12 protein-coding genes are annotated in these 19,934 nt (G+C 63.7%); 3 read left to right on the top strand and 9 right to left on the bottom strand.

Going from position 1 to position 19,934, the window contains the following annotated elements; translation table 11 throughout:
* Nucleotides 1-339: 339 nt before the first annotated feature.
* Entirely contained in the window at nt 340-1,134 is a 795-nt protein-coding gene (locus X727_RS139650; RefSeq protein ID WP_023835061.1) for a SapC family protein, read from the bottom strand.
* Nucleotides 1,135-1,372: 238 nt separating this feature from the next.
* Here X727_RS139650 and X727_RS139655 point away from each other — a divergent pair, with 238 nt between their 5' ends.
* Together X727_RS139655 and X727_RS139660 are read left to right on the top strand one after the other, a co-directional pair.
* Nucleotides 1,373-1,642, top strand: a complete 270-nt coding sequence (locus X727_RS139655; RefSeq protein ID WP_023672960.1) for a hypothetical protein — start codon at nt 1,373-1,375, stop codon at nt 1,640-1,642.
* 72 nt (nt 1,643-1,714) lie between these two features.
* A complete protein-coding gene (locus tag X727_RS139660) occupies nt 1,715-2,293 on the top strand; it encodes a 2OG-Fe(II) oxygenase (RefSeq protein ID WP_023835060.1) in 579 nt (192 codons plus the stop codon).
* 15 nt (nt 2,294-2,308) lie between these two features.
* On the opposite strand, the gene X727_RS139665 is transcribed toward X727_RS139660, so the two are convergent.
* From X727_RS139665 to X727_RS1000000169175, 5 genes are all read right to left on the bottom strand, one after another.
* On the bottom strand, nt 2,309-2,836 hold the full coding sequence (locus X727_RS139665; protein ID WP_023835059.1) for a GNAT family N-acetyltransferase: 528 nt from the start codon (nt 2,834-2,836) through the stop codon (nt 2,309-2,311).
* Nucleotides 2,837-2,846: 10 nt separating this feature from the next.
* Nucleotides 2,847-3,374 (bottom strand): tail fiber protein, encoded by a 528-nt coding sequence (locus X727_RS139670; RefSeq protein ID WP_023685706.1) that lies wholly within the window; start codon nt 3,372-3,374, stop codon nt 2,847-2,849.
* A 9-nt stretch (nt 3,375-3,383) separates the two neighbouring features.
* A complete protein-coding gene (locus tag X727_RS139675; protein ID WP_023672956.1) occupies nt 3,384-3,905 on the bottom strand; it encodes a tail fiber protein in 522 nt (173 codons plus the stop codon).
* Between the two features lie 12 nt (nt 3,906-3,917).
* Nucleotides 3,918-4,424, bottom strand: coding sequence for a tail fiber protein (locus X727_RS139680; RefSeq protein ID WP_023672955.1), 507 nt, complete (start codon nt 4,422-4,424; stop codon nt 3,918-3,920).
* A 118-nt stretch (nt 4,425-4,542) separates the two neighbouring features.
* A complete protein-coding gene (locus tag X727_RS1000000169175; RefSeq protein ID WP_155923609.1) occupies nt 4,543-16,812 on the bottom strand; it encodes a hypothetical protein in 12,270 nt (4,089 codons plus the stop codon).
* 261 nt (nt 16,813-17,073) lie between these two features.
* Here X727_RS1000000169175 and X727_RS139685 point away from each other — a divergent pair, with 261 nt between their 5' ends.
* The gene (locus X727_RS139685; protein ID WP_031196023.1) at nt 17,074-17,622 is read left to right on the top strand and encodes an invasion associated locus B family protein; all 549 of its coding nucleotides are present in this window, start codon (nt 17,074-17,076) and stop codon (nt 17,620-17,622) included.
* A 55-nt stretch (nt 17,623-17,677) separates the two neighbouring features.
* Here the strand turns inward: X727_RS139685 and X727_RS139690 are convergent, their stop codons facing one another.
* From X727_RS139690 to X727_RS139700, 3 genes are read right to left on the bottom strand one after another with little or no spacing between them, the layout of a single operon-like run.
* The gene (locus X727_RS139690) at nt 17,678-19,186 is read right to left on the bottom strand and encodes an aldehyde dehydrogenase family protein (RefSeq protein ID WP_023726406.1); all 1,509 of its coding nucleotides are present in this window, start codon (nt 19,184-19,186) and stop codon (nt 17,678-17,680) included.
* A gap of 20 nt (nt 19,187-19,206) precedes the next feature.
* Nucleotides 19,207-19,551 carry a cupin domain-containing protein gene (locus X727_RS139695; RefSeq protein ID WP_023672951.1) on the bottom strand — a complete coding sequence of 115 codons (345 nt, stop codon included), beginning with the start codon at nt 19,549-19,551 and terminating at the stop codon, nt 19,207-19,209.
* 23 nt (nt 19,552-19,574) lie between these two features.
* Nucleotides 19,575-19,916 carry a cupin domain-containing protein gene (locus X727_RS139700; RefSeq protein ID WP_023672950.1) on the bottom strand — a complete coding sequence of 114 codons (342 nt, stop codon included), beginning with the start codon at nt 19,914-19,916 and terminating at the stop codon, nt 19,575-19,577.
* Nucleotides 19,917-19,934: the final 18 nt, after the last annotated feature.

Genomic DNA, 19,934 nt, shown 5'->3' with positions numbered 1-19,934 from the left:
AAATCCTGTCCCCGCAACCAACAAAAAAAGCCCGCTTCACGCGGGCTTTTTGCGTTCGGACCGTGATCGATGGCCGCGACCGGCTATTCAACGATCGAGGAGGGCAGCAAGGCTGGCGTGCTCGACTTTATTGACAGGTCCGCGAACCGGGGGGTGATGCCGCCTCGGCGCATTTCGGCGAGAGCTACACGTCGAGCATTGGGAGTTCGCCAACCCGTCATGGCAATCGATCTGCACGACAACAGCATGATTCGAGCGGCGGAGAGATCGTCGTGCGAAGGCGCGAACCGTTGATTTAAACAACCCGCGCCTTGCCGAAGCTTTTCGTCGCGGGCCGCGTCAGCCAGCTCGCCGCAATGACGCCTGGAAGGCCAGCGAGGTCCAGCTGTTGCTCGAGGCGAGATGGCAATAGAGCAGCGCAAGCGCGCCGGATTTCCTGAGATCAAGAAACGCCTCGTCGCTCAATTTGTTGAAGGCCGGCTCGTCGATCACCTGAAAGTCGGTGAGGTTGAGGGTCTCGCCGCCCTCCAGCGTCACCTTGCTCTGCCGCGGCGCGAACAGGCCGTGCGCGTCGATCTTGTCGATCATGGCGCGAGTCGCATTGAAGTCGGTCTGGAACTGGCTGCAGAAGGCGAGCGCCTGCTTCGAGGCCTCGGCCGGCTCGTTGCCGTCGAAGAAGGGCGCGGTCTCGTCGCTGTCCTTGGACGAAGGCATCTGCTCGACGACGCGTTCGCTGGCACGGTCGATGCACAACGTCAGGCGGCCGGTCGTTTTCGATTCATCGGCGAGGATGAAGGGGTAACGGCGGACATAGGCGGGAATGTAATGCGGCTCCGCCCATTTGCCGTCGGCGCCTACGAACAGGTTCTGGTCCTGGCGCAGACCGGTGATGATGACAGGCGCCTTGGCGTCGCCAATGAAAACGATCGGATAGGAGCGCATCGCCGCGGGCATTTCCGATGCGAGGACGGGGATGGCGTGCGCGGTGCGGGCAAAGGAGAAATCGGCCCGCGCCGTAAGGCCGAGTGAGCCGTGCCGCAGCGGATTGAGCGCCTCGGGTTTTTTGTAGAACAGCGGCAGCGCGTTGGTCGCGGTGCTTCCGGCCGGGGCCGTGTCTGTTTTCGCGTCAGTCATCCCTAGTGTTCTCCTCTTATACCATTCCGGTTTAGGCCAGTGGCTGCCGGTGCGCAACGCGTTGACGGCTGCTTCACCCTACGTGGCCAAGATAAATCTATCTGTTTGTTTGATCGTGCTCTTTTGTACTTCTGGAGATCGAGCTCTATAGACAGCACGCCATGAAGCGGCGAGATTGGCTGACGGGATAGACATCTCAAGAGAGCCGTCTGAAAGACAGACGAACCAGGGCAGGCGCATGGCATCGCTTTCGGATTTCGAGCAGGGGCAGAGCTTTTCCGTCGAAGCCGGCGGTCAGACGCTCACGATGGAACTGAGCGCGGTGCAGCCCATTGCCAACAGCCCGCGCGACGGCGGTGGCTTCACGCTGCTGTTCAGGGGGCCGCGCGACGCGGCGCTGCCGCAGGCTATCTATCGGTTCAACGGCAAAAGCGGCGCCCATGAGATCTTCATCGTGCCGATCGCTGCCGATGAGGCAGGGCGGCTTTACGAGGCGGTATTCAACTGATTTTTTTCGACCGGATCGGCCACGGGGACGCTCCGGCCATCAGGGCGATTTGGCAGCGCGGCGGCTCGACATATGATCGACTATATCGAGATTGCGGACGTATTTGACGGAGCGGCGTGTAGCGCACTGTGCGCGGAAATTCGGGCGGCCGTGGGCCGTCCGGCCGGCCTGCTGGGGCGTGCCGACCAGAAGATGGCATGGCCGGAGATCCGAAAGACCGTGCGCGCCGATGTTTCGCGGGCCACTGAAGAGCGAGTGAGTGCCCTGTTGGCGCAGCAGAAGGCGGCTCTGGAACGGCATTTCGGGCTGCTGCTCGGCCAGGTCGAGAAACCTCAGTTCCTTCACTATCGGCAAGGCGATTTCTTTGTGCCGCACCAGGATGGCAACACGCCGCTCATTCACGACGAGTCGCGGTTCCGAAAGATCTCGGCGGTGATCTTTCTCAACCGTCAATCGGACAACCCTTCGCCAAAAAGCTATGCAGGCGGCTCGCTGGTCCTGCATGGGCCTTACAGCGGCCCGGGCCTGCGCGTTGCCATGCCCGCGTTGCCGGGCTCTCTCGTCGCCTTTCGTTCGGAAACGACGCATGAAGTCACCCCGGTCACGCGCAACGAACGTTTCACCATCGTCTCCTGGTATCGCGGCACGTGACGACCGGCACGGCCCTTACGGCGAACGGATCATCAGGTCGTAGAGGCCCTTGTCCTCGGCAACGGTGAAGCCGAGGCGTTTGTAGAGCCGCCGCGCTGGATTGTTCTTCTCGACATGGATCGAGACCGACTTGCCGACGGCGGCGGCCTCATCGATGAGATCGGCGAGCAACGCACCGCCAGACCCCTTGCCGCGATGCGCCGGCAGGAAGGCGATATCTATGATGCAATGCTCGCTCGCCGAGCGCTCGATATACAGGCGACCGATATCTTGCCTTGCCTGCTCGATCACCAGCCAGTCGGCGTTGGGATAGTATTTCTGGTAATGCGCGTGCTGCGCTTGAAACTGCATGTCGAGGAACGCCGTTTTCTGCGCATCGCTCCACGGCGTGACGGCAAGTTCTTCGGCGCGGGTCGAGGCGTAGAGCGCCGACAGGAACGGCAGATCGGCGTCCGCCATCGGGCGGAACGTCAGATCAATCCGCGCCGCGCGCACCCAGCAAAATATAACAGGCCCGTTGTCCACAATCGGAAGCTGGATCATGGAGTGGCGCTTACGGACGCGCCGGATAAACGCCTTGCATGGCAATGATGAACGTCATCGCCAGATAGGGAGGCAGGTTGTTGTGAGGCAACGTACTGCCCGCCATGCTCAGTGCCTGGGGGTCCATCTGGACCAGATTTTGCGAAGTGTTGTTCTGATACAGCGTTCCGCCCCCCGACTTCCCCAGAACAACCGCATCGGTAAGAGTTCCCTGGGCGCCACTCTCGGTGGACATCGCGACAAAATGATTATGTTGCGGCATTTCCGTTTGCAGAAGGGTGATGGACGTTTCGCCACCCGTCTCGCCGAGAAACCGCTCCGACAAGCCATTGCCCTGTCCTTGCCCCATGGGCGCGGAGCCAGCCATATTCGGCAACGCGAAGGTCGACTTGCCGTCGCCGCCGTAAACTGTGCCCAGCAGCGAAAACAGCGCCGTATTCTGCGAGATTGGCAGGAGCTGGCCATCGCAGGTCGCCCACCCCGTCGGGGCGAAATCTCCGGCAAAAATTCGAATTTCGGCGACGAACGGATTGGTCATGGCAAGTCTCTAGCTTTGCTGGGGGAAGATGCCAAATAGCGAGATGATGAAACTGACGGCGAGGAACGGCACCATATTGTCGTGAGGCTGGCTGCCGCCGGCCGGCGAAATGGCTCCGGCGGCCATGTTGCCATCAGGTGCGATACCCACATAGGGCGTCAGCAGGCTCGATGTCGCCAGGACACCGCCGGACGGACCCGGATTCTTGGCGATATTCGACGAACCGGTCCAGGTATGGGAATGGTTCGGCATTTGTTGGGTTGAAACAGTGACGGATTCGACCCCGCCCAGTTCTCCGATGATATAGGTCTGGCTGACCAGCGGGCCCTTGCCAGCATGGACGGGGATGCGGGATGCGAGGTTGGGCAGGGCGAATGTTTCCTCCCCGTCGCCGCCATAGGTCGTACCGATCAGATTGAACAAGGTTTCGTTCTCGGAGATCGGCATCAACTGGCCTTGGCAGAACGCCCAGCCATTCGGAGGGAAATTGCCACCGAACATCCTGATCTCGCCGACAAAAGGTTGGCTCATCGAAGCGTCCTCTTAATTTCGCGACGGGAATATGCCTTGCAGGGCAATGATGAAATTCAAGACGAGATAGGGCGATCTGTTCTCATGCGGCTGGCCGCCACCGACGAAAGTGATGTTTTCCTTCGCCATAGCCACCGCGCTGCCAGGCGGCTGATAGATCGGGCTGGCGTTCGCCCCCAACAGCGCGCCGGATGGATTGTTGACGTTGCCGGCAGTGTTCGATGCGTTGACGAAATGGTTGTGTGTCGGCATTTCGCCGAGCGTGAGCGTGTGAAACTCTTCGCCGCCCTGGCCGCCGACAATTGCACCGATAGGGCCGCCCGTATGAACCGGCGCACGTCCCCTCATATCCGGAAGGGCAAAATTTGTCTGGCCGTTGCCGCCGTACCTGGTGCCAAGAAGTGAGAACAATGGCTGGTTCTGGTTAAGCGGCAACAACTGGCCGTTACAAAATGCCCAGCCGCGCGGTGCATAGTTCCAGGAAATGATCTTGACTTCACCTAAATAAGGCTCGCTCATCCCCGTTCCCTTCGTTGGCGGCTTACTGTCTGAATTCTTGTATTATGCCTAAGTAAGACAACAAGTCGATATCAGATTCATAAAATATATTTCCTAGGACGAAATCCAAGGTTGCTGACTACGGTGTCGCGGCAGGCAGCAGTGGCAGCGGCTGGTTGAAGAACGTCCGGGTGTCCGTCAGTGCCGTTGCCCCGCCATTGACGGTTTCGATACCGGCCTCGCTCGCCTGCGGTACGTTGATCGTGCCGTCGGCGCCGCCGAGGCCGTCCGCGAGGAAGCGGATGGCATTGGCGTTGTTGACGTTGGTGATGGTGTTGGCATGAACGTCGGCATTGATGATAGCGCCGGCAAATGTGGCGGTGACCGTGATGCCGCGGCTGTCGGCATTGTCGCGAATGGTGTTGTTGGTGACCGCCGCGTGCACGGTGCCCGGCTGCACGAGCTGCGTGATCGAGACGCTGTCGCCACCGCTTATGCCGTTGACGCCGATGCTCTGGATAATGTTGTTGTCGATCAGCACCTTGGCGACGCCGAGGCTTTCATGCCCAACCCTGATGCCGTTGCCGGTTCGCGATCCCGAGGTTGCTACGCCTTGCGTACCGATGACGTTGTTGGCGATTGTGCCGTCAAGCGTCCGTGCGAGGTCGCCGCTGCTGAACACGTTGATGGCCGTCGAGTCGCTGTTGGTGACGGTGTTGTTCCGGACGGTGAAATTCAGATTGCCGCCCGTGCCGGCGCCGGAATTGCTGCTCTGGGTGAGGTTGATGCCGTTGTTCAGATTGTTGAATAGATTTCCCGTGGTCTCGCCGATGTGAGCGTTGACGGTGCCGTCATTGGCAATGACGAACAGACCGGTTCCAGGGATGACTCCCGGTCCGGGATAGGCGTTGTTGCCGGTGAAGGTTGCGCCGTCGACGGTCAGCGTCATCGTCGGCGCGCCGGCGACACCGGCGCCGTCCGCCTCGAAGATGAAGTCGCTGCCGGCATTGTTCGAGGCGCCGTTGTTCGAGAACGTGCCGCCGCTCACCACCAGGTTCGCCAACGTGCCGCCGGAATTGATGACCTGCACGTTATGGGTGAATGAGTTGGAGACCGTGAGGTTGGTGAACGTGGTGACGTGCGAGGCGTTGCCGGTAAGTTCGTTGAACAGGATTCCGGACTCGGTGTTGGCATCGGCATTGCTGTTCAGGGTCAGACCGTTGAGCACCACGCCGTTGACCCGCAGCCCCTTTATGCCGTTGCCCGCATTGTCGCTGATGATCATGTTGCTCAGGCTGACATCCTGAGTGTCGGTCAGGCTGACGCCATCGCCGGTCGAGTTCTGGATCGTGCCGCCGCTGCCCCCCGTCGCGCCGGTGCCGGTCACCACCAGATTGCCGCTGGTGCCGGTGTTGTTGAGCACGATGCCGTTGGCTGCACCATTGGACGCAATGCTCCTGAACGTCACGTCGCCGGCGCCGATCGTCGTGTTGGCGACATTAAGCGCCGTGCCCGTGCCGGACGCGATGGTGTTGCCGGTGCCCTGCACCGTCACCGTGCCGCCGCCGGTGGCATTGAAACCGGCGCCGCTGGTGGTGGCGATGACCAGCCCGCCATTGGTGAAGTTGATCGTCGCACCGGTATTGTCGCTCAGGCTGACGCCAGCCGCCGTGGTCGAGGTGATCGACTTCGACGCGCCGGAGAAGGTGATGATGCCGGCGACATTGTCGTCCAGCAGGAGGCCGATCTGGCCCGCCGCATTATGCGTGATGTTGCCCGACAGGGTGATGTTGCCGGCGGTCAGGGCGCGATCCTGGATGTTGACCGCCTGGCCGGTGCTGCCGCTGGTGATCGCGCCGGCATAGGTGAAGGCCGCCGTGCCGCCGCTGTTGGCGGTGCCTAGGCCATCGCCGATACGGATCACGGCGCTTGTTCCGCCCACCAGCGCGCCGGTGCCGAGGTCGATCGCTCCCGAACCGGTGACGGTATCGAGGATGACGGCGCTGGTGCCGCCGGCGCCTTTGTTCGTGGAAGCGAAGGTCACGCCGCCCGCCGCGATGGCAACGCTGTCAAGGTTGACCGCGACGCCGCTGCCGGTCGAAATCGTGTTGCCCGAGCCGATAACGGTCACGGTGCCAGTACCGTTGCTCGTGGCGTTGAAGCCGGTGCCGGAGGTGGTGGTGATGGCCAGGCCGCCGCCGGTGAAGTTGACCGCGGTGTTGGTGTTCGCCGTCAGGTCGACGGCATTGTTGGCTCCGGTGGTCAGTATCTTGCTGGCGCCGGAGAAGTTGATCGTGCCGCCGGTGTTGGCGTTGACGAGGATCCCGTTGGCCACGCCGCCGGTGGCGCTGAGAGTGCCCGACAATGTCGTGGTGCCGGCGGTGCGGGTGGAGATGCTGACGACGTTTCCGGCCGTGGTCTTGGTGACCGAGCCGGCATAGCTGACATTGGCCGAGCCGCCGGTGACCAGGAAGGCCGCGCCGGTCGCGCCGCCGAGCGCACCGGAGCCGAGGCTGACAGTGCCGGCGCCGGTGACATTGGTCAGCGACACGTTGTTGGTTCCGCCGGTCGAATTGGTCGAGGTGAAATTGATGCCGGTGGTGGTGGCGATGCCGTTGAGGTTGACCGCCTGCGCGGAAGTGGAGCTCACCGTGCCGGTCGTCACATTGACCGTGCCGCCATTGATGGCGCTGAATCCGGTGGTGCNCGCGGAAGTGGAGCTCACCGTGCCGGTCGTCACATTGACCGTGCCGCCATTGATGGCGCTGAATCCGGTGGTGCCGTTGGTGACGATGTCGAGGTTTGCGAAGCTGACGGTCGAGGCCGTGGCGCCGTTGTTGATTGCGACTGCGGTGCCGGTCATCGGCGTCGTGGTGCCGAGATCGACCGTACCGGTGAAGCTCACCGTATTGGCCGCCGTCGCGCCGGAAATACTAATGCCGCTGGCAGCGCCATTGGCGATCACCGAGCCGGCGAAGGTGAAACTGCCGCCAGCGCGGGTCGAGATCGTGGCCGCCGCGCCCGACGTGCTGATGATAGAGCTGGCGCCGTCGAAGCTGATCACCGCGTTGCCGCCGGTCACCGAAAGGCCGCTGCCGCCCGATATGTCGACATTGGTACCGGCAATCGTGCCGCCAGCGCCCGACGCGCCACCGAAGGCGATGCCGGTTCCGGTCGCCGCCGTGGTGATGTTGACGTTGGTCAGCGTCGTCGTGCCGGTGGTGTTGTCGAGTTTGAAAGCAATGCCGGTGGCGCCGGTGCTGGTGACGTTGGTGATGGTGGTGTTGGACGCGTTCAGCCACACATCGCTGGCGTTGCCGGAGAAAGTAACGTTGTTGATCGTCGTGCTGTTTGACGGCGTGATCTCGATACCCTGCGTGGCGAAATTGCTGATGGTCATGTTGCTGATGACGGTATTCGCAGCACCCGCGCCATTGTCCTTGACGCCACGCGCGGCACCCGCCGGGCTGCCATTCAGGATGAAGCCGTCGATGATGTTGCCGCTGGCGCCGAGCGTGATGACATTGTTGCCGGCGCTCGTCGTCAGCGTCGCGGCGCCATTGGGCGTCTGGTCGATGATCGAGATGCTGTTGCTGGCGAGCTGGATGGTGGAGGGCACCGTCAGCGCCAGATTGATGTTGCCGTTGCCGAAGCCGCGCACCTGCTCGCCGGTGGCGAGAGCCAGCGTGTCGTTGCCATTGCTGCCTGCCGCGGTGATGGTGCCGCCATCGTTGACGAGAACCAGAATGTCCGTCGCCACGGCTGCTGCTTCGGCGGTGGCCAGCGTCGCGAGATTGTTCTGGTCGCGACCGCTGCCGTCACCGGTCGCGGACGCGCCGACGAAATAGACCTTGCCGACTCCGAAGCCCAGGCCGGGAGCCGACTGGAAGTTCACATCCTGGAAATTGTAGGTGCCGGCAACCGGCGCACTGGATGCGTCGATGCCTACATTGGCGCCGATGGTCGAGAGCTGGTCGGTCGCCGATTCGCCGTCGCCATAGGTGAAAGCGAGGTTGGTGGCGCTGTTGAGGAACACGCCGGTGTTGACGCCGGCAATGCTGGAGCTGGCGCCGCCGACAACGGCATCGCCGAGGCGTACCGTCTGGCCGCCAGTGGTGCCACGCAGGTCGACGCCTATCGAGGTGCCGGCGGCGGCGGCATTGGTGACATCGAAGTCATTGGCCGTCACCGCCGCATTGATGGTGGCACCGTTGAGGTCGAAGGCCACGCCCGTGGTGCTGTTCAGGCCGATGTCGAGATCGTTGAAGGACAGCGCCGCGCCAAGCGTGCCGGAAACATCGACACCACGCGTGGTGATGCCTTGCAGGTTGACCGTGCCGAGAATGATGGCCCCGCCGCCGGACGAGGCGATATTGGTCAGCGAGATGCCGGTTGCGGCGGCAGTGGCCGAAACACTGTCGAAATTCATGCCCGCAGCGCCAATCGTAACGCCATTGAGGTTCAACGCGGTGCCGCCGGCCGTCGTGGTGATGCTGTTGTCGCTGAGGAGCGCGCCGACGCTGACCGTGCCACCGCCGCTGGCGTTGAAGCCCGTGCCGGAGGTGGTGGTAATCACCAGGCCACCCGTATCGAAGTTGATCGTCGCGCCGGTGTTGGTCGTCAAGTCGACCGCCGTATTGGCGCCAGTGGTCAGCGTCTTCGTGCCACCGCTGAGAGTGATGGTCCCGCCGGAGTTGCCGTGGACATAAATACCATTGTCGAAACCGCCGGTGGCGCTGAGCGCGCCGGACAGTGTGACCGTGCCGCCGGTGACGCCGGAGATGTCGACGATCTTGCCGGCGGTGGTCTTGGTGACCGAGCCGGCATAGCTGACGGTCGCAGCGCCGCCATTGACCAGGAACGCAGCACCGGTCGCGCCGGTGAGCGATCCGGACCCGAGGCCGACTGTGCCGGTGACATTGGCCAGGCTGACATTGTTGGTGCCGCCGGCCGACGAGGTCGAGTCGATCGCGATGGTGGCGGTGACGCCGGTCAGGCTGATCGCCGGGCCGAGGGTCGAATTCACCGTCTCGCTGCCGCCGGTGGCGGTGATGCCCATCGTGCCGCCGGTGCCGAAAATGGCGGTGCCGAACGTGGTGTCGATGGTCAGGCCGCCGGTGAAGCTGGTGGTGCCACCGCTCTGCGAAAGGCCGATGCCGTTCGTCGTATCGATGTTGGCGAGGCCGGTGACGTTGACCGTGCCTGATACCACATGGATGCCGCCGCCGGCCGTGGCGGTGTTGTTGACCGTCACCGCGCCGAAGGTGAACGTACCGGTGTTGGCGCCGGTGACGTCTATGCCGAAGCTGCTGGTTCCGGTGATGCTGGTCGCGCCGGAGACATTCACCGCCCCGGTGACGCCGTTGAGGATGATGCCGCTGGTGGCGCCGCTCGAGGTGATGCTGTCGAAATTGACACCGCCGGCGCCGAGTGTGCCTTGCAGCGACAGCGCTGTCTGGCCCGTCGCGTCGATCGTCGTCGAACCGGCATTGGCGACGGTCAGGACATTCAGCCCCGAAAGGCTGAGGCCCGTGGCGAGCGATGTCGTGATGTCGAGGCCGCCATTGAAGTTGACCGCAGCTGCCGCGCTGCCGCCCGAAATCGAAACGCCATTGCCCCCGGTGATCGTCACCTGGTCGGTGAAGGTCACCGCGCCGCCGGTGCGGTTGGCGATATTGATGCCGCCGCCGGTCAGTGTTCCGGCCGGCCCGCCATTGGGCAGGAAGCCGCGCGACACCGAGAGGGTGCCGGTGCCGCCATTGACGTCGAGCAGCGTGCCGGCAACGTTGATGTTGTTGTTGATGACCGACAGGTTGCCATTGAGGCCGGTAACCTGGATGGCGGTCTGGCCGGCGGCGACGTTGCTGATCGTCACACCTTCGATGGTGATGCCGCTGGCATTGCTGAAGCCGACCGCGCTCTGGTCGACGAGGAAGGCGGCGCCGGTTGCGCCGGTGAAGTCGAAGGTGGTGTGGCGCACGGCATTGTCGCCGAGCAGATGCATGAAGTCGCCGGTGCCGCTGACCACGGCCTCGTCGCCGGTGATGTTGCCACCGGTGGCGCCGAGATTGCCCTGGACATTGGCCGGCTGGATCGTGCCGGTCGAAACCACATTGCTGTTGCCGAAACCGGTGATCGTCTGGCCGGAATCGAGCGTGAAGGCGGTGGCGCCGAGATTGATCGTGCCGACGAAGGCAAAGGTCTGCGCCCCGGTCAGCGCATCGGCGGCGGCAAGCGAAATGGTGTTGACGCCCTGGCTGAGATTGCCGGTCGTCCCGCCTGCGATGAACCCGCCCGACTGCGAGACCATCGTGACCGAGCCAGGCGCTACGGGCAGGTTGGCGCTGCCGGTGAAGAACACGTCGTCGAAATCGTAATTGCCGAGCGTCGGATCGAGACCGACCGTGTTGACGGTGAAGCCGCCGGGCGCGGTGATGGTGATCTTGGATTGCAGCCCGTTGACCGAGGTGCCGTCGCCGAAGGTGAAGTTGGCGTTGGCCGAGGTCGCGGTGGTGCCGCCGGACGACAAGTCGACGCCGATGCCGACAGTCTTGATCTCGGAGCCCGCCAGGAAGGTGACGACCTTGTTGCCGGTGGTCGACGACAGGTCGATGCCGCGCGAGGTCAGGTCATTCGTGCCGGTGATCGTCGTCAGGCGGAAATCGGCCGTCGTCGAGGAGCCGCTGAAGTCGATGCCCGTCTGGTTGGCGCCGACGTCGTCGATGGTGGTCGTGCCGAAGCTGACATCGTTGTTGGTGCCGGCGAAGTTGATGCCGGCAGTGCCGCTCGTGGTGCCCAGCGTGACCTGGGTCGTGCCGAAGGTCACCGGGCCGGCATTGCCGACAATGTTGATGCCGATGCCGCCGGCGCCCGTCACGGTCACCGCCCCGAAGGTTGCCGATGCGGTGCTCGCGACACCGGAGATGGACAGGCCGGTGCCCAAGGCATTGGTGATCGATAGCGGGATGGTAACATTCAACGTTGCGGTGCCGATCAGGCCACCGACCACCGCGCCGCCGCCACCGCTCGCCGACAGGGTCGGGCCGGTGAAGCTGAACGCACCGCCTGCCGGGGGCAATGTCGAGCCGATGGCGAACAGATTTCCGGTGCCGGTTGACGTGACGCTGCCGCTGAACTGGGCCGAGCCGCCGATGGTGCCGTCGATCTTGACCGCCGTTCCTGGTGCTGTTGCCGAGCTGGAGATGTTGGCCGAGACCGTGATCGCGGCGCTGCCGCCAAAAACCACGACGCCGTTGCCGGTGCCGGAATTGGTGATGGTGCCGCCGATGTTGATCGTGCCGGTGTTGTTGGTCAGGCTGACGTCGTCGCCCGAAACCAGCGTCGTCACCAGATTGTTGACATTAACCGTCGCGGCGCTGCCTTGCACCACGAAGCCGGGGCCACCGCCAACAACCGTGTCGATCGTCGTCGTGCCATTGAAGGTAACGGCGTTGGCCACGTTGGTGAGGCGGATGGCGTCGCCATCGACGCGATTGATGTCGACAGCGCCGAAGGTGACGCTGCCGCCGCTGGTGTTTTCGATGAGGATGCCGGTCTGCACGGCGCCGCCTGAGCCGTCGACGGTGATGCTGTCGAAAATGACGCCGCCTGCGCCGATGGTCAAACCGCCGGCGCCACCGAGATGGATGCCGTTTTCGACAGGGCCGAGCCCAGATGCGGTCGTGTTGGTGCCGGTGACGGTGAGCGTGCCGCCATTGATGGCGCTGAAGGCAAGGCCGCCATCGGTGGTGAGGTCGAGCCCGCCGGTGAAATTGATCGTGCCGCCGGCATTGCCGGTCAGGTCGATGGCGTTGGCCGCGCCGGTGCTGGCGGTGATTTGGCCGGCGAAGGTGGCCGACCCGCCGGTCATGCCGCTGATCATGACAGCGCTCGCGGCACTCGTCTGATTGATGGTGCCGTTGTAGGTGAGGTTAGGCGTTGCTCCAAGAATGCTGAGCGCCGTGCCCGTCGTGCCGGCGATCGAACTCGCATTGTCGAAGGTCAGCGTGCCCGTGGAACCGCCCGTGACGCTGACGCCGATACCGGCGCCGGTGATGTCCAAATTGTTGAAGGTGCCGGTGCCGCCGAAGTTGCTGGCCAGCAGGCCAGTGCCGCTGACGCCGCCCATCGTCGTGTTGGTGATGTTGATCGCACCCGTTGCGCCGGTCAGGTCGATGCCGGTTACGGCGCTGCTGATCGTCACCCCGGTGATGGTGGCCGCGTTTACATTCGATCCGTTGATCGCCGAGCCCGAACCTGCATTGCTGACGCTGAGGTCGGCGACGCGGTTGCCGTTGGCGAGATCGATGGTGCTGCCGGCCGAGTTGTTGAGAGTGGCGGCGCCATTGCCGAACGGATCGACCTGGGTGCCCGACGTAACCACCTCGGCGCCGGTGACGTTGGCGGGCGGCCCGCCGAGAGCGACGGTGTTGCCGTTGGCGAAGGAGACGATCTGCTGGCCGTCGGCAAGCGTGAAGCCGTCGGCATCGGTGTTGATGGTTCCAGCGCCGTTGTTGACAAGGACGAAGATGGTGTTGGCGTCGGTCGTCAGACCGTCGGCGGCGTCGGCGTTGATAAGGTCGCCAACGCTCGCGCCGGAGCCCGTTCCGGTGTCTGCGGCGCCAACGAAGACGATGTTGGCGGCATCGAACAGCTGCGGTCCGACCAGATGAGTGGCGTTGAAGGCATAGGTGCCGCTGCCGGCCATCAGGCCGCGCATGTCGAGCGAAGCGGTGGTGCCGGTGATCGTGCCGCCGCCGAACGAGAAGGTGGTGTTGGCGGTGGTGCCGGCTGCGCCATGTGTGCCCATCTGCACGCCGGTGTCGGCCGTAATGGTGCCGGTGCCGATGGTGACCGAGCCGCCAGTAGTGCCCGACAGGTCGATACCGGTCGACGTGGCGCCACCGAAGACGGTGAGCGAATTGGCGCTAAAGGCCGACTGGCTGCCCGACAGGTCGAGGCCGGTGGCCTCGACGCCGCCAATATAGATTGAGTCGAAGCTGATCGTGCCGTTGACGCCTTGAACGTCGATGCCATTGAGGCCCGGCGCACCGATTTCCGCATAGCCGAAGCTGACGGCGCCGGTGTTGCCGTTGAGCGCGATGCCATTGCCAAGCACCTGGCTGATGAGCACGTCGCCGCTGAAGCCGACCGTTGCCGTGCTGCCGCTGATCGAGATGCCGTCGCCGGTGGTGCTGCCGATCGTCGTCGGGCCGGTAACGCTGACGCTGCCGCTGACGCCCGAAAGGCTGACGCCGGTTGTGCCGCCGACGTGGCCGATGTTGGAGAGCGTGACACCGAGCCCGATATTCGACGCCGTAAAGGCGGATGTGGTGTTGTTGTTGACGGTACCGCCGTCGATCGAAAGCGAGCCGGTGCCAGTTGACGTGGCCTGGACGCCGCTGCCGCCATTGCTGGTCGCGTTGAGCGTCTGGAAGCTGGTGATGGCATTGCTGTTGATCAGCAAGCCGTCGCCGGCATTATCCGACACCGTCGTCGTGCCGGTGAAATTGTAGGTGCCGTCGCCCTGGATCGACAGCCCAGCGCCGCCATTACCGGTCGAGCTCAGATTGCTGCCGGAAACGTCGTTGGCGCCATCGAACAGCACGCCATTGAGGGCGGCCCCCGACACGGTCATGCCGGTCAGCACGACGCCGGTAACGCCGCTGCCATGGATGCCGTTGGCGGTACCGCCGGAGATGTTGAAGTCCTGGAGCGAGGTATTGTTGGCCAGCGTGACGACGTCGCCGCTGCCCGAAGCGGTCAGCGTTGCGGCGCCGGCCGCATCCGAGATGGTGCTGCCGTGATCGACGTTGTCGCCGGTCACATTGATCGGCAGGCCGCCGAGCGAGAAGGTGCGGCCGTTGCCGAAAGAGGCCAGGGTCTGCCCCGCTTCGAGCGTAAAGCCGTCGGTGTCGTCGATGACACCGCGATTGACCAGCACGAAAATCGCGGTGCCGTCGGTATTGTTGTCGGCGTCGGTGATCGAAGCCAGGTCCGAAAGCGAGGTACCGTCGCCTGTGCCGCCTGCGGCGACAAAGATCAGCTGCGTCTGGTCGAACAGTTGCGGCCCGTTGAACGTCGTCGTGCCGAATGCGTATTGGCCCGAACCGGAATTGAGGCCGCGTGCGTCGAGCGAGGCGAGGTTGCCGCCGATCGAGCCGCCACCGAAGGTGAATTGGGCGTTGGCGGTGTCGGCCGGCGAGCCGGCAATGCCGAGCCGCACGCCGGTGCCGACATTGGCGATGGTGCCGCCATTGGTGATGATGATCGTGCCGCCGTTGGTCTGGACAAGGTCGATGCCGATGGACGTCGTGCCGCCGGTGCCGTTTATGTTCAGGGACTGCGCGGTGAAATTCGTCTGGCTGCCGGAGAAGTCGAGGCCGATGCTGGAGCCGAGCCCCGAGATGATGATGTTGCCGGCGATGACGGACGCATTGACGCCGGTAAACACCATGCCGTCGGTGCCGGGATCGGTGATGTTGATGTCGCCGAAGCGGATCGCGGCCGGCGAATCCGTGATCGCGATGCCCGGTCCGGTCGTGTTCGAGATCGTCGTCGAGCCGTTGACGGTGAAGCTGCCCGAAAGATTCTCGAGCACGACGCCCGATGCGCCGCCCGTCTGGGTGATCGAATCCAGCACGATATGGGCGGTGATCGGATCGATGAAGACACCGACGCCGTCGTCGCCGAGCGCCTTGTTGGCCGACACCTGGCCGCCGCTGATGGTGATCGAGCCGGCGACCCCGGTGCCCTTCACGGTAATGCCGGCATCGTTGTTGTCGAGCGAGTTGAGGGTGGCGAAAGTGTAGGTGCCGTGGCCGGTTATATCCAGGCCGTCGTCGCCATTGCCCTGCAGTAGCGTCGTGCCGGTGAAGTTATAGGTGCCGTCGCCTTCGATGTGCAGTCCGTCGAGGCCGTTGCCGGTCGCGGTGAAGTTCGAGCCATTGACGCCGGTCGATGTACCGGTGAAGTCGGCGCCGTGGCCGCCGGTGCCGGTGACCGTGACGTTGGTCAACGTGGCGCCGGTGATGTTGTTGCCGAAGATGCCGTCCTTGCCGCCTGTGATGATGATGCCGCTCAGCGTGTTGCCGTTGGCGAGCGTCAGGACGTTGTTGGCGGGGTTGGTGCCCTGGAGGGTGCCGTTGGATCCGCCGAAATTGTAGGTGCCGATGCTGCCGTCGACGAGCCGCGCCTGGACGCCCCCGCCACCGCCGATGACGGTCTGGCCGTTGGCGAGCGTCACACCGGCTGTCGTAATGTTGCCCTTGCCGCCGAGCGCGACGACGACGGCGTTCGCGCCGGCGCCGGCGACCGCATTGTCGAGCGTGGTCGGGTCGCCGATCGTGCCGAGGCCGAGCGCGTCGTTGTCACCATCGGCAAAGAAGAACTGGCCGAATGCCGTGTTGGTGGCGGCATTGATCGCCACCCGCGTCGACGTGCCGGTAACTTTGTCCTGGCTCTCGATGCGAACGCCGATGTCGCCACGCACGCGCTCGTTGACGCGTTTGCGCAGGCCGGGGCTGACCGGATAGACCGGCTCGGCGCCGTCATCGGCCGAAGACGAGCCCTTGTCGAAAGCGTTGAGCGGCACCGTCAGCCGGATGCTGCCGGCGAACTGGGTGTCATCGCGGTTGTCGTTGCGCACCTCGCCGGTGAAGGTCAGCGACGTGCCTTTGCCGATGACGTCGCCGATCGAATATTCCAGGCCGGCCTTGGCGCCGGTGATGCTGCCGTCGTCGCCGTCGGGATCGCCGAAATGGTAGGCGCCGAGATCGAAACGCAGTGAATGGTTCTCGGGCAGGTTGAGCGGCACCTGAACGCCGACCTCGCCCTCGATGCCCCAGGCCGCGTAATCGCGGTGGGCGATGGCCGATATCTGCTCGATCAGCTGATGACCGACCAGCGACAGGCTCGACTCTTGCCCGGCCGTGCTGCGGTCGCCGCTGATCGGCAGATAGACGTTTACGTGCGCATCGTATTTTGAGGTGATGGCCTCGAGGCCGAGCGTCGAGGCGACGAACTGGTGACTGTCGTGGTTCTGGATGTTGAGATAGGCGTAGCCGCCGATCATCAGATCCGGATTCACGATGCGGCGAACGCCGAGGCCGACGTCCTGGCCGAAGCCGTCGTCGAAATCGTATTTCGAGCGCACATCGAGAAAGAGAACGGATTCGAGGTTCTGCTTCAGCGGCAGGAAACCCTCGATCGCCGTGTTGCCGCCATTGTTGTTGGCGCCGATGATGGCGCGGACCTGCGGCTGCCACAGTCCGGTGTCGCCGGCATGGGCGGCTATGCCGGAAAGGGCAAGTGCCAGAGTGGACAGCGCAGTCGTCTTCCAGAGATGCCTGGAAAAACCTGACCGGCGATACTTGCTATTCGCCCGGAAGCTTCTTCCGTGCGTCGCCATGTCATTGATCTGCCGAGTTTTCTCGGTCGTCTCCATCCCTTGCGAACCCCGACGAGTACACGCTCCGTCGCTAATACTATCCGAATCCCAGTGTATAGCGAGCATGATTGTTTGCTTTACACGTACAAGATTTCAAAGTTGTTTATTGTGACAATTCAGCAACAGTAATTTAGCCTGAGCTCATGTACCGTATTGGCTTCCCCGCCAGGCTCGGCTGTTGTATCAACGCGCTCGGCGAAACCCTGACACGACGAGGATCGGGTGGCTTCATTGCTGAGAACCGTTTGTGGCCGGGCCGCCTGGGTCGGCGCGCTATGGCTGGTCGTGACGGCAGGGTCGGCGCTTGCCGAAGAGCCGAAGTCAACCACATCTGCCGAGACCAAGCCTGCAGAAGGCAATCCGTGGGCGCTAAACTGCGCCAGCGGATCGGCCGGCATCGAGCTTCAATGCCAGGTCTCCCAAAACCTTACCGAGGCCAAGACGGGGCAGCGCGTTCTTACCGTTACGGTTCGCCGCGACAACGGCAATGGCAACCTCGCCATGCTGCTGGCCTTGCCGCACGGGCTGTTCCTGCCTTCCGGCGCCTCGTACCAGATCGACCAGGGGCAGAAGACGACCATTGCCATCCAGACCAGCGACCAGAACGGCGCCTATGCCGCGACCCCTTTGTCGGCGGACCTCGTCAAGGCGATGAAATCGGGAACCAACCTGAACATCGGCATGGAGTCGGTGACGCGCAAGCCGGTGACCATTCCGGTCTCGCTTGCCGGATTCACTGCCGCGATCGACAAGCTTCAAGCGTTGAAATAGCCGGCCTATCTCGGCAGATGCGTAAGCATCAGCTTACGTTATGGACTGGCCGGGCTCACACGTGCTTGCGGCCGCCTGTCTCGCGGAACCAGCTGTCGGGGTAAGGATACCACCAGTCCTGGATCGCCGGTCTGTGGTCGATGATGACCATCTTGGAGCGTCGGAAGGCGTCGAGTCCCTGGCGTCCCAGCTCGCGGCCAAGGCCTGATGCCTTCCAGCCGCCGAAGGGCAAGGCGTCATTGTCGATCAGCGGGTTGTTGACCCAGACCATGCCGGCCTCGAGCCGCTCGGCCGCCTCATGCGCCTCGGCGAGGTCGGTGGTGAACACCGAGGCGCCGAGGCCGAACGGGCTGTCATTGGCAAGCCGGATCGCCTCGTCGAAATCCTTGACGCGGCAGATCGCGGCGACCGGTCCGAAACACTCTTCGCGCACGATCGCCATATCGGGGGTGACGCCGGTCAGGATCGTTGGCTCGTAGAACCAGCCAGTGTTGTGCGCCGGCGGAATGCGCCCGCCGGCAACGGCTATAGCGCCGTTGCTGATAGCATCATCGACCAGCCGCATCACTTTCGCCCGGGCGGCTTCGCTGACCAGCGGGCCGATCTCGGTCTTGTCCATGCCATTGCCGATGCGCAGCGCCCGCGTCTTCTCGGCGAACAGCTCGACGAAGCGATCGTGAACCGAGTCGACGACAAAGAAGCGTTCGGCCGAGGTGCAGACCTGGCCGGTCAGGTGGAAGGCGGCGGTGACGCTGCCGGCTGCCGCCACGTCGAGCGGCGCGTGCTCGCTGATGATCAGCGGATCGCTGCCGCCGGCTTCGATGACGCAAGGCTTCATGCGCTCGGCGCAGGCGACTGCCACGGCTTTGCCGGCGGCGACCGAGCCGGTGAAGGCGACAGCGTGGGTGCGCTCGGAGGCGATCAGCGCCTGCGCGGTGGCGGCCGTGCCGGGCAGGCAGGAGACCAGCCCTTCGGGCAGCGAGCGGAACACGGTCATGTAATCGAGTGTCGACAGCGTCGTGGCTTCGGCCGGCTTGATGATGCAGCCATTGCCGGCGGCAAGCGAGGCCGCAACGGTCCAGCACATCAGCAGGATCGGGAAGTTGTAAGGCATGATGTGCACGGAGACGCCATACGGCTCGTAGCGCGCATACTGGAACGACCCGGCCTGCGTCGTACCGGCGATCTTGCCGGCGTCGTCGCGCGCCATCTCGGCATAGTAGCGGAAGATCGGCGCGCAATTGGCGATCTCGCCGATCGCTTCGGGATAGGGCTTGCCCATCTCGCGCACCATCAGCTCGGCGCAGCGCGTGAAGTCCGCCGCCTCGATGGCGTTGGCGACCGCATGCAGATGCTTTGCCCGGCTCTTGGCATCGAGCTGCTTCCAGGCGGCTTGTGCCGTGGTTGCGGCACACAGCACCGCATCGACCTCACCGTCCGTTGCGGCGGAGATCGAGCCGACGGTCTCCAGCGTCGCCGGATCGATCACCGGTTTTGCCGTGCCGGTCATCGGCCGGTAGTCCGGATTGACGAAGAAAGCCGGCCGTTCAGCGGAGAATTGCATGGTCGTCCTTTCAGGTCCGCTCAGCGGATCATGTAGACCTTCTTGATGGTCTCATGGACGGTGCAGACGCCTTTCCAATTCTGAGGAAAGAACGCCGCCGTGTCCGGCTCGATCTGGATGACCTCGCCCGATTCGTGCACATAGGTGCAGCGGCCCTCAAGGAAGTGGCAGAACTCGTCGCGGGTGACATGGCAGTGCCATTTGCCGGGGGTGCAGACCCACAGGCCGCATTCCGAACGGCCCTCCGGCCCCTTGTAGAGCAGCTTGCCCGAGGTGTGGGACACGCCCTCGATCATGGTCGGGATGACGCCCCAGTCGACGAGGTCGGTGATGGCAAGCGGGGATTGCATGATGGGCGTGGTCATGGCGATTTCCTTTAAAAAAGTGCTCAGCGGCACATGAAGGCCTTGGTCAGTGTTTGCGTGATGGTGGAGGTGCCGGCCCAGCCGGCGGGGAAGAACACCAGCATGCCGGCCTCGACCGGGATCTCTTCGCCATTCTCGCGGACATAGGTCCCGCGGCCCGACAGGAAATGGCAGAACTCGTCGGCGGCAAAGGTAACCTTGCGGCTGCCTGGCGTGCACGACCACAGGCCGCATTCGCTTGAGCCGTCCGGGTTCTGCGAGAGGATCCTGCCCGAGGCGCGCGGCGAGCCGGCAAGCGTGTTGCTGCCCCCGCCCCAGTCCTCCAGTTTCACGGTCGAGGCCTTTGGCCAGTGCGGTGTCGGCATATTGGGAAGCTCCGTTGC

The sequence above is a fragment of the Mesorhizobium sp. L103C105A0 genome (assembly GCF_000502215.1).
Classification (GTDB): domain Bacteria; phylum Pseudomonadota; class Alphaproteobacteria; order Rhizobiales; family Rhizobiaceae; genus Mesorhizobium.
The sequence above is the reverse complement of the archived record's forward strand: the minus strand, read 5'-3'. Positions and strand labels throughout refer to the sequence as shown.